Source organism: Dyella sp. C9, from assembly GCF_003332825.1.
GTDB lineage: Bacteria > Pseudomonadota > Gammaproteobacteria > Xanthomonadales > Rhodanobacteraceae > Dyella.
Genome location: NZ_QIRF01000007.1, coordinates 160,432 through 172,632 on the forward strand (window position 1 = coordinate 160,432; position 12,201 = coordinate 172,632).

At 68.5% G+C, this 12,201-nt stretch carries 13 protein-coding genes; 8 read left to right on the forward strand and 5 right to left on the reverse strand.

All coding sequences use genetic code 11. From position 1 onward, the window contains the following. Together DVU99_RS11100 and DVU99_RS11105 are read left to right on the forward strand one after the other, a co-directional pair. On the forward strand, window positions 1-2,319 hold the full coding sequence (locus DVU99_RS11100; RefSeq protein WP_114240273.1) for an MMPL family transporter: 2,319 nt from the start codon (window positions 1-3) through the stop codon (window positions 2,317-2,319). After that, the gene (locus tag DVU99_RS11105) at window positions 2,303-2,737 is read left to right on the forward strand and encodes a phosphotransferase (protein ID WP_114240274.1); all 435 of its coding nucleotides are present in this window, start codon (window positions 2,303-2,305) and stop codon (window positions 2,735-2,737) included. Before DVU99_RS11100 ends, DVU99_RS11105 begins: the two co-directional genes overlap by 17 nt. A gap of 13 nt (window positions 2,738-2,750) precedes the next feature. On the opposite strand, the gene DVU99_RS11110 is transcribed toward DVU99_RS11105, so the two are convergent. The 3 genes from DVU99_RS11110 to DVU99_RS11120 are packed head-to-tail and all read right to left on the reverse strand — an operon-like array spanning window position 2,751 to window position 5,499. Then, a complete protein-coding gene (locus DVU99_RS11110; protein WP_114240275.1) occupies window positions 2,751-3,509 on the reverse strand; it encodes a glycosyltransferase family 2 protein in 759 nt (252 codons plus the stop codon). Continuing rightward, on the reverse strand, window positions 3,506-4,303 hold the full coding sequence (locus DVU99_RS11115; protein WP_114240276.1) for a beta-ketoacyl synthase chain length factor: 798 nt from the start codon (window positions 4,301-4,303) through the stop codon (window positions 3,506-3,508). The genes DVU99_RS11110 and DVU99_RS11115 overlap by 4 nt, the downstream gene beginning before the upstream one ends. Further along, a complete protein-coding gene (locus DVU99_RS11120) occupies window positions 4,300-5,499 on the reverse strand; it encodes a beta-ketoacyl-[acyl-carrier-protein] synthase family protein (RefSeq protein WP_114240277.1) in 1,200 nt (399 codons plus the stop codon). Before DVU99_RS11120 ends, DVU99_RS11115 begins: the two co-directional genes overlap by 4 nt. Window positions 5,500-5,658: 159 nt before the next feature. Between DVU99_RS11120 and DVU99_RS11125 the strand changes: the two genes are divergently transcribed. Further along, window positions 5,659-6,369, forward strand: coding sequence for a YdcF family protein (locus DVU99_RS11125; RefSeq protein ID WP_232823561.1), 711 nt, complete (start codon window positions 5,659-5,661; stop codon window positions 6,367-6,369). 100 nt (window positions 6,370-6,469) lie between these two features. Beyond that, window positions 6,470-7,372, forward strand: a complete 903-nt coding sequence (gene hemF / locus DVU99_RS11130) for an oxygen-dependent coproporphyrinogen oxidase (protein ID WP_114240279.1) — start codon at window positions 6,470-6,472, stop codon at window positions 7,370-7,372. Window positions 7,373-7,435: 63 nt separating this feature from the next. Here the strand turns inward: hemF and DVU99_RS11135 are convergent, their stop codons facing one another. Continuing rightward, window positions 7,436-8,098 (reverse strand): hypothetical protein, encoded by a 663-nt coding sequence (locus DVU99_RS11135; RefSeq protein ID WP_114240280.1) that lies wholly within the window; start codon window positions 8,096-8,098, stop codon window positions 7,436-7,438. Window positions 8,099-8,244: 146 nt separating this feature from the next. On the opposite strand from DVU99_RS11135, the gene gpmA reads away from it, so the two are divergent. Together gpmA and DVU99_RS11145 are read left to right on the forward strand one after the other, a co-directional pair. Next, window positions 8,245-8,988 (forward strand): 2,3-diphosphoglycerate-dependent phosphoglycerate mutase, encoded by a 744-nt coding sequence (gene gpmA / locus DVU99_RS11140; protein ID WP_114240281.1) that lies wholly within the window; start codon window positions 8,245-8,247, stop codon window positions 8,986-8,988. A 113-nt stretch (window positions 8,989-9,101) separates the two neighbouring features. Continuing rightward, window positions 9,102-9,611 carry a DUF1453 domain-containing protein gene (locus tag DVU99_RS11145; protein ID WP_114240282.1) on the forward strand — a complete coding sequence of 170 codons (510 nt, stop codon included), beginning with the start codon at window positions 9,102-9,104 and terminating at the stop codon, window positions 9,609-9,611. 6 nt (window positions 9,612-9,617) lie between these two features. Here DVU99_RS11145 and glnK read toward each other — a convergent pair whose 3' ends face one another. Further along, on the reverse strand, window positions 9,618-9,956 hold the full coding sequence (gene glnK, locus DVU99_RS11150; protein ID WP_114240283.1) for a P-II family nitrogen regulator: 339 nt from the start codon (window positions 9,954-9,956) through the stop codon (window positions 9,618-9,620). 189 nt (window positions 9,957-10,145) lie between these two features. On the opposite strand from glnK, the gene DVU99_RS11155 reads away from it, so the two are divergent. Beyond that, a complete protein-coding gene (locus tag DVU99_RS11155; protein WP_114240284.1) occupies window positions 10,146-10,394 on the forward strand; it encodes an accessory factor UbiK family protein in 249 nt (82 codons plus the stop codon). Window positions 10,395-10,560: 166 nt separating this feature from the next. After that, the gene (locus tag DVU99_RS11160) at window positions 10,561-12,060 is read left to right on the forward strand and encodes a YifB family Mg chelatase-like AAA ATPase (RefSeq protein ID WP_114240285.1); all 1,500 of its coding nucleotides are present in this window, start codon (window positions 10,561-10,563) and stop codon (window positions 12,058-12,060) included. Window positions 12,061-12,201: the final 141 nt, after the last annotated feature.

The window sequence follows — 12,201 nt, forward strand, 5'->3', positions numbered from 1 at the left end:
ATGCGCTCGACCCGGCGGCTGTTCCTGCTGCTGGCGTGGCTGGGGGGTTTGGCGACACTCGGTGCTTTCGTCGCCACCCGCCTGCGCATCAGCACCGACCTGCGCAGCTTCATGCCTGCTCCGACCACGCCCGATCAGCGCCTGCTGATGGAGCAGGTCGGCGAGGGGCCGGGCTCGCGCTTGTTGCTGCTGGCTATCACCGGGCGTGACGAGGCGCAGGCCGCTGGGTTGAGCCAGCATCTCGTCGCATCGCTGCGCGGGGATGCCCGTTACACACAGGTGCTCAACGGCAGTTTCGACCTCGCCTCGCTCGACGCCGCGCTGCTGCCGTATCGCTATCTGCTGTCGCCCACGCTCGACCAGAACAGGCTGGATGCCGCGTTCCTGCGTGACCAGCTGCAGCAGCGGCTGGATGACCTGTCCTCGCCAGCCGCCACTCTGCTCAAGCCGCTGTTGCCGCGCGATCCCACGCTGGAGGTGCTGCAGCTGGCACAGCGCTGGATGCCGGCGAGATCGCCGGAGGTGCGCGACGGCGTGTGGTTCTCCGACCGGGGCGAGGCGCTGCTGGTCGTGCAGACGCGGGCGGCCGGTTTCGATCCGGACGCGCAGGGGCTGGCCATCGATGGCATTCGTCACGCGTTCGACGCGCTGCCGGACCACGCCGGCGCCCATCTGGTGGTGAGTGGGCCAGGCTATTTCAGCGTCGTGGCCAATGCACAGACGCGCGGCCAGGCCGAATGGATCGGGCGCATCTCCAGCATCGGCTTCGTGCTGCTGCTGTTGCTGGCCTATCGCAGCGTGGGATCGCTGCTGCTGTCGGCGCTGCCGATCGCCACCGCCGCACTGGCTGGCATCGCCATGCTGGTGGCGTGCTTTCCGCAAGTGCACGGCATCACGCTGGCGTTCGGCTTCACCTTGCTGGGCGTGGCGCAGGAATACCCGATACGCGTGCTCAGTCACCGGCGAGCCGGTGAGGACGCCGTGCAGAGCGTGCGCGACCTGTGGCCATTGTTGTTCACGGCCATCCTGTCAGCCAGCATCGCCTATCTGGCTTTCTACGCTTCTGGCGTGAATGGCCTGCGCCAGCTGGCGGTGTTCACCGTCACGGGCCTGCTCGCGGCAGGTTTCAGCACCCGCTACGCCTTGCCTTACCTGCTGCCCCTGCGTGTGCGTGACGTGGCGGACATGGCGTGGCTGCACGCGGCTCGCCGCTGGGCGGATGCCCTGCCGCGGCCGCGCTGGATTCCACTGGCGGTGGCGATCGCCACGGTAATGATGCTGGCTGGTGCACAGGCACCGTTCTGGCAGAACGATCTGTCCGCCCTGACGCCGTTGCCACAGGATCTGCTGCTGCGCGATGCGCGCCTGCGCGAGGCGCTGGGCGCACCGGACGTGCGTTACCTGCTGATCGTGGAGGCACCGACCGAGCAAGGCGTGCTGGCTTTGTCGGAACGTTGGGAGCCCGCGATCGAGCAACTGGTGGCGACGCATGCGGTGGACGCGATCGAATGGCCTTCGCGCTATCTTCCCAGCGAGGGCGTGCAGCGTGCTCGGCAGCAGGCCTTGCCGGATCGCCCCACGCTGGAGCAGGCCTTGCAGGAGGCCGGCCAAGGACTGCCGTTCAAGCCAGGCCTGTTCGCTCCCTTCGTCGACGACGTGCAACGGGCGCGGGCGCTGCCGCTGCTCACGCCCGAACGTTTCGCGGCGTCGCCGCTCGGGCAGCGCCTGGCCGCCATGCTGGTGCAGCGCGATGGTCGCTGGCTGGGCCTGGGTACACTCAGTGGCGTGCACGACATGGCTGCCGTCGAACGGTTCGCCCGTGACAGCCAGGGCCAGGTGCGCCTGCTTGATCTCAAGGTCGCCGCCGAGTCGCTGGTGGTGGACTACCGCGCTCGTATCCTTCGGGCCTTGCTGGTGGCCACCGCGTTGCTGGTGTTGACCGTCACGCTTGCCTTGCGCAGCCTGCGGCGGGCCTGGCACGTGCTGGCGCCGATGACGCTGGCGACCTTCCTGGTGCTGGCGGTCGAGCGCGTCGCTGGCGTGGAGGTATCGCTGTTCCACCTGGTGGCGCTGATCCTGGCGGCGGGGCTGGGCCTGCACTATGCGCTGTTCTTCGAGCGCGACATCGGCGATGCCGCCGAACGGCGCCGTACCCTGCACGCCACGTTGGTGTGCGTGGCGTCGGCCCTGCTGGTGTTCGGCATGCTCGCGTGGAGCTCGATTCCCGTGCTGCGCGCGATCGGGCTCACGGTGAGCCTGGGCGTCGCCTTCCATTTCTGCCTATCGATCCTGATGGCCCCGCATGCTCGACAAGACTGACTGGTCCCACCTGATCCCGCACCAGGGCAGCATGTGCCTGCTGGAGGCGGTGCTGCGCTGGGACGACGAGGGCATCCACGCCATCAGCGGCAATCACCGGCATGCCGACCATCCGCTGCGCGGCGACACGGGGCTGCATGCGGTGCACCTGGCCGAATACGGCGCACAGGCCATGGCCGTGCATGGCGCACTGCTGGAGCGCCGCGATGGTGGCGGGGTGGTGCGGCCGGGTCGCCTGGTGAGCCTGCGCGACGTGGTGCTGGCGGTGGAGTACGTCGATGCGCTGGATGGACGTCTGGACGTCCATGCGCGACGACTGTTCTCGGACACCAGCGGTGCCCAGTACACCTTCCGGGTCGAGCACCAGGGGCGGCTGCTGGTCAGCGGACGGGCCGCCGTGATCCACCCGCAGGCCTAGGTCCTTGCCGTGCTCAGGTGACGGCGGCGTCGAACACGATCGGGCGTGACGCACGCGAGCGGCGATAGCTCGCCACGATGTCGCCGTGGCGAAGCACCTGCCCCACCGTGTAGCCGGTGATGCGCGCCACGTCGCGCACCGGGCTGAAGTGGCTGAGGCGGAACTCGCCGTGGTAACGCGAGGCGATCGGTACCGAGACCACGCCCAGGCCCTTCTCGCGGGTCGCCGCGATCAGGATCGCCGCCTCGAACACGAAATTCTCGGCCGGCAGGTCGGCCAGGTCGAGTGCGGCGCGGGGATACCAGCGCTGGCCGCTCTGGGTATCGGCCACCGGTTGGGCGCAGGCCCATGAGATGCCCCAGTCGGCCACCGCATTGGCGCGGCGGCGGCCCTTGGGCTGCTGTTCGCGGTCGAGCAGGCGGGCGCCGATCACGATGTGGTTGGGGTAGCGCTTCGCCGCGGCCACGATCCGGGGGATGTCGCTGGCCAGGTGCTGGCCGTCGCCGTCCATGGTGAGCACGGCGTCGAAACCCTGGCGCAGCGCTTCGCGAAAGCCCGTGCGCAGGCCTTCGCCCTTGCCACGGCGCTGCGCATGGCGCAGCAGGGTGACCGGCAGCGCCCCCACGATCGCGGGGGTGCGGTCGTCCGAGCCGTCGTCCACGACGATCACGGAGGCTCCAAGTGCCAGCACGGATTGCACGACCTGGCCAATCGCCGCCTCCTCGTTGAGGCAGGGGATCAGCACGCACCAGCGGACATCGGATGTATTCAAGCAGACTTCTCCAGCACAGCACGCAGCGCCAGGGTTTCAGCGGCAGCGAGCATGCACTCGCCGTCACCACGTGCAAGATTTTGCATCAGCGGCCATGCTGATGCGGATGTGGGGTTGGCTTCATGCCAGGCGCCGGTCGGCGGCCCGGGGTGTAGGCTCCCGCCGGCATGCGGCTGGAGGCTCAGGGCAAGCCGCCACAGGGTATCCGGACCGGCTTGCGGTGACATTACCAGCGCGCAACCGAACGCCGCGTGTGTGTTGCTCATTTCCAGCAGGGGACCGTTGCCGACGATGTCGCTGCACACCAGCAGTACGGGGCGCTGCTCGGCCAGGCACAGTGTCGCCGCCTCGAGCAGTCCGGCGCCAAAGCTGGCGGTACCCGCAGTGATCGCGCTGGAGGCGGCGTGGCAATCGGTGGCGATGGTCCAGTAGCCCGCTGGCGCGTTGTGCACCGAGTTGTGGAAGCGCGTGGGCGAGAGCTCGGTGGGGGCCTGGGCAAGCACGCTGCACAGGTAGTCCGAGATCAGCTGGTCGCCGTACGCGGAGCTGAATACACACAGCAGGTCGGACGCTGCCCGCCCGCTCATGTCCACGGCCTGCCCGGCGACTTCCACCGCCAGCAGTACGCTCTCCGGTGCGCGTCGCCGTTCGTTGGCCGGTAACCGCACGGCGGGCGGGCGGGCCGGCGGCGGAGTCACTCCCGCACCCTCCAGTTGGGCCTGCAGTGCCGCGAAATCGCCTAGCGCGGCCGACCATAGTCCGACCCCTTCCAGATGGACGTGGAGGATGCTCATGCCGGAGCGCTCCCAAAGGCGAGACAGGCGTTGTTGCCGCCGAACCCGAACGAGTTGCTCAGAGCGACGTTGACGCGCTGGTGCTCCGTGGCCAGCGCGAAGTGCGGCCCGCACATCGCATCCGGGGTAGCGCAACCGTAGTTGCCGGGTATCAGGCCATGCTCGATCGCCAGCAATGCGAAGGCGGCCTCGACGATGCCCGCTGCACCCAGCGTGTGGCCAGTGTAGCCCTTGCTCGAACTGGCCCGGGTGGAGGCTGGGAAGGCGCGGCTGATCAGGGCCGCTTCCACCTCATCGTTCTTCAGGCTCGCCGTGCCGTGCAGGTTGATGTAGTCGACCTGATCCGCTTGCAGGCCCGCGCGGGCAAGCGCGTCGCGCAGCGCCAGTTCGGCGCCCAGGCCATCGGGGTGGGGGCTGGACATGTGGTGGGCGTCGCTGGATTCACCGTAGCCGAGCAGGCGCGGCGTCCGGGGCGCGGCCTCGGTGCGCTCCAGCAGGGCGAAGCCGGCGGCCTCTCCGATGGAAATGCCGCGCCGTCCCTGGTCGAACGGGCGGCAGGGCTCGGGCGACATCAGTTCCAGTGCGTTGAAGCCGAACAGCACGCTGTCGCACAGCGTATCCACTCCGCCCACCACGGCTGCATCCGCCAGGCCCAGCCGGATCATCCGCTCGGCGCTGGCGAACACCTTGGCGCTGGAGGAGCACGCCGTGGAGATGGTCAGGCACGGGCCTTCCAGTCCCAGTGCCTCGGCCACGAAGCCGGACAGCGAATGGGGTGCGTGGATCAGCGGCCGGCGCAGCGCCGCCGGCATGCGGCCTTCGCTGTCGAGCTGCCGGTAGGCCTCCTCGGTGGCGCCGATGCTGGCGGTGGAGGTACCCAGCACCAGGGCGACGCGGGCCGCGCCATAGCGTTGGCGGGCATCGAGCGCGTGCTCCAGGAAACGATCCTGGCGCAGGCCCATCCAGGCCAGGCGGTTGTTGCGGCATTCCCACACGGCATGGGCGGCCGGCAGCGCAGCATCCTCCACGCCGTCGACCCGGCCGATCCAGCAGTCCAGCGGGACGCTGCTGAAATCGTTGGGGCGGAGGCCGCCGAAGGGGCCGGCGAAGGCGGCAAGCTGCTTGTCTAGTCCTTGGCCCAGCGCGGACGTGGCCGTGAAAGCGCTGACGGCAAGGGGTTGGAACGGCACGGACATCGCGCGAGCCTAACCAGCGACTGGGCCATTTCCTAGTCTGGCCGAGTCGTGCACGGGTCGTCGTTCATGTTTGTTGTGCTTGGCGTTGCGACGATTGCGCATACCCCGCGCTCTGCGCACACTGCCCCATCAGCCCGTCGCTGTATGCCCTGCCCTGTCGTGCCTCCCATCATTGCCCCGCTCAAACGTGGCCCCTGGCGCTATCTGAGCGATCGCGACGTGCTGCACGCGGCCGCGGTCACCCTGGTCGCCGTGCTGCTGAGTCTGGGCCTGGTCTGGGTCGCCTATTTCGTGCACGTGTGGCGGGTGGCGGCGCGCAGCCCGTTGACCGTGTCTGGCCACCGCACCGTGCTGGTGTTCGGCCGCCGCCTGGTGCGCGACCATCCCGAGGCGGACTACGAGCAGCGGCTGGGCCGGGCGTTGGCGCTGATGCGCTCGGCGCAGACCGAGCATGTGCTGCTGCTCGGCGGACGCAGCGGGGGCACCCTGAGTGAGGCGGCGGCTGGCCGAAACTGGCTGGCGCGCCACGAGCTGCCGGCGGGGATCGTCCTGCAACTGGAGCAGGCCTCGGTGGATTCCCTGGAGAACCTGCGTCACGCCCGCAGTCTCCTGCAGGAAGATGGGCCAGTGATGTGCGTGCTGCCGCCGGTCGCTCTGGTGACCAGTCGCTACCACCTGGCTCGCTGCCTGCTGCTGGCTCGGCGCCTGGGCTTCGACAGCGTGCCGGTCGCGGCCGAACCGCGACTGGTGCTCAATCGCCGCTACGTCTTCCGCCTGTTGGCGGAATCGGGCTACCTGATGTGGATCGACCTCGGCGTGCGCTGGGCCGGCCTGATCGGCCATCGCCGCATCACTACCCGCCTGAGCTGAGGCAGGCACGGCGTGGAATGCCTGCGCGACGCAGCGTCGCAGAGGGCAAGCCGCTGACGCTTGCTAAGCTTGCGGCCTTCGAAAACGTACGAGCCAGCGGATGAGCCAGCAAGCCGACCAAGCCGAAACCTTCCTGCGCGAGCTGCAAAACCGCATCTGCGCGGCGATCGAGCAGATCGATGGCAAGGCCCGTTTCGTGGAGGACGCCTGGACGCGCCCTGCCGGCGGCGGCGGACGTACCCGCGTGTTGCGCGACGGCGCCATCTTCGAACAGGCGGGCGTGAATTTCTCGCGCGTGTACGGCCACCAGCTGCCACCCAGTGCCACCGCGCATCGTCCCGACCTGGCTGGCGGCAGCTTTGTCGCCACGGGCGTATCGCTGGTGCTGCATCCGCGCAATCCGCATGTGCCCACCACCCATGCCAACGTGCGCTACTTCGAGGCCAGCAAGGAGGGCGTCGATCCGGTGTGGTGGTTCGGCGGTGGTTTCGACCTCACGCCGTTCTATCCGCATGACGAGGATGTCGTGCACTGGCATACCGTGGCGCGCGACCTCTGCGCGCCCTACGGCGAAACGGTGTACCCGCGCTACAAGCAGTGGTGCGACGAGTACTTCTATCTCAAGCACCGCGGCGAGACGCGCGGCGTGGGCGGCCTGTTCTACGACGACCTCAACGAGGGCGGCTTCGAGCGCTGCTTCGATTTCACGCGCGACGTCGGCCAGGGTTTTCTCGATGCCTACCTGCCGATCGTGGAGCGCCGCAGGGACACGCTCTATGGCGAGCGCGAGCGCGAATTCCAGCTGTATCGCCGCGGCCGCTACGTCGAGTTCAACCTGGTGTATGACCGCGGCACCCTGTTCGGCCTGCAGTCGGGCGGTCGCACCGAATCGATCCTGATGAGCCTGCCGCCGCGGGTGCGCTTCGAGTACGCGTACCAGCCCGAGCCCGGGTCGGCCGAAGCGCGGCTGGAGGACTACCTCAAGCCGCGCGACTGGGTTTAAACCGCCTCGGGCGTTGATCCGTCATCCCAGCGAAAGCTGGAATGACGGCCTTGAAGGCGGGTCTTACTGCGTCGGCGCGTCGCCGCTGAACTTCACCGGCGTGGCGCCCTTCACCGGGCCGATCTGCGCGGTGTCGCTCACCCGCAGCTCCACTTCGCGGCGGAACTCCAGCGTGCCCTGCACCACCGCGTGCGGGCCGATCACCACGTGCGGCAGGCGGTCGTTGCTGCTCCAGTTGAACCAGCCGCCGGGCTTGTCGACCAGGATGCCGCCTTCCACGTGCGAGTTGGCGCCCACCAGGATGTCGCCATTGGTGGTGCTCAGGCCACCACCCACATGGGCGGCATCGAGGCTGATGCTGCCGCTGACCGTACCGGCCTTGCCGCCGACATCGGCGCCCTTGGCCAGGCGGATGCCGCCGTTGGTGGTGCCGACGGCGCCGGTGACGCGGCTGCCCTGGCCCAGGCTGATGCCGCCGTTGACCGTGTCGACGTTGCTGGCCTGGGCGTGATCGCCCAGTTCCACCGAGCCATTGACCGTGCTGGCCTTGGCCACCACGGCGTTGTCGCCGACGCGCACGGGGCCATTGACGGTGCTGACATTGCCGGCGTGCTGGCCGGCGTCGACGTGGACGCTGCCATTGACCTTGTCGATATCGTTGTCCGCCGCGATCGCCGACATCGGCAGGGCCAGGGCGAAGGCGAGGGCTATCAGGTGGTGGCGCATATCGAACTCCGTGTAGGTGGTTGCATGGACCTCAGATGCGCCTGCCGGGCCTGGGGTTTAGCGTGACCTTCGACAGGGGCATCCGCCGATTTGACGGGGGCGGGGCCGGGCCTCACCATTTCAGGTTTCCGCCACGAATCCCAGCCATGTACAAGCTCGTACTCATCCGTCACGGCCAGTCCCAGTGGAACCTCGACAACCGCTTCAGCGGCTGGGCCGACGTGGACCTGACCGAACAGGGCAAGGCCGAGGCCGCCGAAGCCGGCCGCCTGCTCAAGGCCGAAGGTTACGCCTTCGACGTCGCGCATACCTCCGTGCTCAAGCGCGCCGTGCGCACGCTGTGGGGCGTGCTCGACGGGATGGACCAGATGTGGCTGCCGGTGGTCACCGACTGGCGCCTCAACGAGCGCCACTACGGCGGCCTCACCGGCCTCAACAAGGCTGAGACGGCCGCCAGGTACGGCGAGGACCAGGTCAAGGTCTGGCGCCGCAGCTACGACATCCCGCCGCCGCCGCTGGACCGCGCCGCCAACGAGGCGGTGACCGATCCGCGTTACGCCAACCTCGACCCGTCGATGATTCCCGACACCGAGTGCCTCAAGGACACCGTGGACCGCGTGCTGCCGTACTGGCACGACGTGCTGGCGCCGGCGATCCGCTCGGGCCAGCGCGTGGTGGTCGCGGCGCACGGCAATTCGCTGCGCGCCCTGGTGAAGTACCTGGACAACATGTCCGAAGAGGCCATCGTCGAGCTCAACATCCCCAACGGCGTGCCGCTGGTGTACGAGTTTGACGCCGACCTCAAGCCGATCCGCCACTACTACCTGGGCGACGCCGACGCCATCGCCGCCAAGATGGCCGCCGTGGCCAACCAGGGCAAGGCCAAGTAAGTCCGTCGGCCATCGCGGGTGACAGGCGTCATCCGCGATGGCGGAATGCCGTCAGTCGCCTGCGCGGCGGCGGCTCGGTAAGCTCCGGGCTTTCCCGACGCCGAGGCACGCGCATGACCCCGCAGACGATCTACGCGCTGATGATTCCCCTGATGGCCTGGATCGTCTGGCGCCGCGTGCGGGGCTTCTTCGGCCGCCAGCCGATCCGCCGCAAGCGCATGATGACGCGCATTGGCGTGCTGTCCCTGATCGGCGTGCTGCTGGCGCTGGGCGGGCTGCACAACCTGCGCCTGCTCGAAGGCCTGGCCGGCGGCGTGGTCGCTGGCGCGGCACTGGGCCTGCTGGGCCTGAAGCTGACCCGTTTCGAGCGCAATGCCGACGGAGCCGACGTGTACATCCCCAATGCCTGGATCGGTGGCGTGCTGACGGTGCTGCTGGTCGGCCGACTGGCCTGGCGCCTGCTGGTGGCTGTGCCGCAGGAGCAGGGCCCGGCCATCGGCAACAGCCCGCTGACCCTGGCCATCTTCGGCCTCACCGTTGGCTACTACGTGTGCTATTTCGCCGGGCTGCTGGTGCACCATCGCCGCTTCGAGCGGGCGCAGGCCACCGCGCCGGTGGCGTGAAAGGACTTACAGCGCGTCGCTGTCCAGTTCACCGGTACGGATGCGGATGACCTGCTCCAGCGGGTGCACGAAGATCTTGCCGTCGCCGATCTTGCCGGTGCGGGCGGACGCCTGGATGGCCTCGACCACACGGTCCACCTGTTCGTCGGCCACGGCCACTTCGAGTTTGATCTTGGGCAGGAAGTCGACGACGTACTCCGCGCCGCGATAGAGCTCGGTGTGGCCCTTCTGCCGGCCGAAGCCCTTGACCTCGGTCACCGTGATGCCCTGCACGCCCACTTCGGCCAGGGCCTCGCGCACATCGTCCAGCTTGAACGGCTTGATGACCGCAACCACCAGCTTCATGGGTATTCCTCGGAATTCGTCGTCGATCGGGCGGCGCGCCCGGGCCGGACATTTTGCCTGTCTGGACGGCTGGCTGTCGCCTGGGGGTTCTCTGTAGGAAAATACCTACAGATTGAAGCGGAGCATGCCGATGGTGGCGTTTAGAGATGTGAATCTACACTTTCTTTCGACAAGTTCGAGGTGCTATCCATGATGGATAGGCAGGATATCGATCAACTTGCCCAGCGTCTTGTTTCGTTGGTTCCACAGGGATTGGCCCAGGCGCACCAGGATTTGCGCACCAACTTCGGCGATGTCCTGGCGCAGGGATTGCGCCGCCTTGATCTGGTCACCCGCGAAGAGTTTGAAGTCCAGGCCCAGCTGCTGGCGCGCACCCGCGCCAAGGTCGAGGCTCTGGAGCAACGAATCGCACAGCTCGAGGCCAGCGCGGCACCCTGAGCAACGGGGGGCGCGGGCCCACGTCCCGGGAGCCGCCCCCGATCCGTCACCCTCACCCCGAGAACGATCGGGGGCGGCTATTTTCACCGCAGGCCGCACGAGGGAGTCGCTCCGTGTCTGAACCTGGCAGCTGCTCCGCTCAACGCCTCGAGGCGCTGTCGGTCCCATGAGCCTTGCTGTCACGCTCAGCCGTGCCCAGGAAGGCGTGGCAGCTCCGCAGGTGATGGTCGAGGTGCACCTTTCCGGGGGGCTGCCCGGTACCAATATTGTCGGACTGCCTGAAGCGGCTGTGCGCGAGGCGCGCGATCGTGTGCGCGTGGCGATCCAGAACACCGCTTTCGAATACCCCAACCGCAAGGTCACCGTGAACCTCGCCCCGGCGGAGCTGCCCAAGGACGGCGGCCGCTTCGACCTGGCCATCGCACTGGGCATCCTGGCCGCTGGCGGGCAGGTGCCGCGCGAGAAGCTGGATGACTGCGAGTTTCTGGGCGAGCTGGCGTTGTCCGGCGCCTTGCGCGGAGTCTCCGGCGTACTGCCGGCACTGTTGCGGGCGCGTGCGCGTGGCCGCCGCGTGGTGGTGCCGCGCGCCAACGCAGCGGAGGCTGCGCTGGTGTCGGATGCCGACGTGCTGGTCGCCGACACCCTGGCCGAAGTATGCGGCTGGCTGCGCGGGGCGCAGGACCTGGCCCTGCCTGCCGAGGCGCCCGGCATTTCCTCAGAGAGCACCGGGCCCGACCTGGCCGACGTTCGAGGCCAGCGCCAGGCCCGCCGCGCGCTGGAGATCGCCGCCGCCGGCGGCCATCACCTGTTGCTGCTGGGGCCGCCGGGCACCGGCAAGACCATGCTGGCCGAGCGACTGCCCGGCATCCTGCCTCCCATGAGCGAGACCGAGGCGCTGGAGACCTGCGCCGTGCGTTCCGTGGCCGGGCAGGCGGTGGATCCCGCGCAGTGGCGCCGTCGCCCGTTTCGCGCGCCACACCACACCAGTTCGGCCGTAGCGCTGGTGGGTGGTGGTGCCGTGCCGCGCCCCGGAGAGATCTCGCTGGCCCACAACGGCGTACTGTTCCTGGACGAGTTGCCTGAGTTCGGCAGGCATGTGCTCGACGTGCGGCGCGAGCCGATGGAGTCGGGGCACATCGTCATTTCGCGCGCCGCGCGCCAGTCCACCTTTCCGGCGCAGTTCCAGCTGGTGGCGGCCATGAACCCGTGTCCCTGCGGCTATGCCGGCGATCCGCGCCAGCGCTGCCAATGCACGCCGGACCAGGTACAGCGCTACCGCTCCCGCATTTCGGGTCCGCTGCTCGATCGCATCGATCTGGGTGTGGAGGTTCCGCGCATGCCATTGTCGGAGCTCGGCAGTCCGCGCGGCGAGCACGACGAGGATTCGGCCACGGTCCGCGCGCGGGTGGTCAAGGCGCGGCACCACGCGTTGATGCGTGCCGGTCGGTCCAACGCCGAGATCAGCACCCGCGAGCTGGAGCGCGACTGTGCCCTGGGGCCAGCCGAGCGTCGCTGGTTCGATGCGGCGCTGGAGCGGCTCGGACTATCCGCCCGTGCCTACCACCGCACCCTGCGCGTGGCCCGCACCATCGCCGATCTCGATGGAGGCGCCGGGCTGCTGGACCGTACCCATCTGGCTGAAGCGCTGACCTACCGCCGCTACTGAGCCCCGCAGGGCGCTCCTGGTGCCGCTGCGCTTAATTCTTGTACTGGCGGGTATTGACTTCCGGATGTTCGGGCGTATTATCTGTACCCGCTAGTTCTTTAATGAACTATGCCTGCCCAGTCTCTATTCCCCATCTCCGAG

Coding starts and splice junctions, on each gene's coding strand:
- DVU99_RS11155 (WP_114240284.1), top strand. CDS start 10,146: ATGATGGATAGGCAGGATATCGATCAACTTGCCCAGCGTCTTGTTTCG.
- hemF (WP_114240279.1), top strand. CDS start 6,470: ATGAGCCAGCAAGCCGACCAAGCCGAAACCTTCCTGCGCGAGCTGCAA.
- gpmA (WP_114240281.1), top strand. CDS start 8,245: ATGTACAAGCTCGTACTCATCCGTCACGGCCAGTCCCAGTGGAACCTC.
- DVU99_RS11160 (WP_114240285.1), top strand. CDS start 10,561: ATGAGCCTTGCTGTCACGCTCAGCCGTGCCCAGGAAGGCGTGGCAGCT.
- DVU99_RS11100 (WP_114240273.1), top strand. CDS start 1: ATGCGCTCGACCCGGCGGCTGTTCCTGCTGCTGGCGTGGCTGGGGGGT.
- DVU99_RS11135 (WP_114240280.1), bottom strand. CDS start 8,098: ATGCGCCACCACCTGATAGCCCTCGCCTTCGCCCTGGCCCTGCCGATG.
- DVU99_RS11105 (WP_114240274.1), top strand. CDS start 2,303: ATGCTCGACAAGACTGACTGGTCCCACCTGATCCCGCACCAGGGCAGC.
- DVU99_RS11120 (WP_114240277.1), bottom strand. CDS start 5,499: ATGTCCGTGCCGTTCCAACCCCTTGCCGTCAGCGCTTTCACGGCCACG.
- DVU99_RS11145 (WP_114240282.1), top strand. CDS start 9,102: ATGACCCCGCAGACGATCTACGCGCTGATGATTCCCCTGATGGCCTGG.
- glnK (WP_114240283.1), bottom strand. CDS start 9,956: ATGAAGCTGGTGGTTGCGGTCATCAAGCCGTTCAAGCTGGACGATGTG.
- DVU99_RS11115 (WP_114240276.1), bottom strand. CDS start 4,303: ATGAGCATCCTCCACGTCCATCTGGAAGGGGTCGGACTATGGTCGGCC.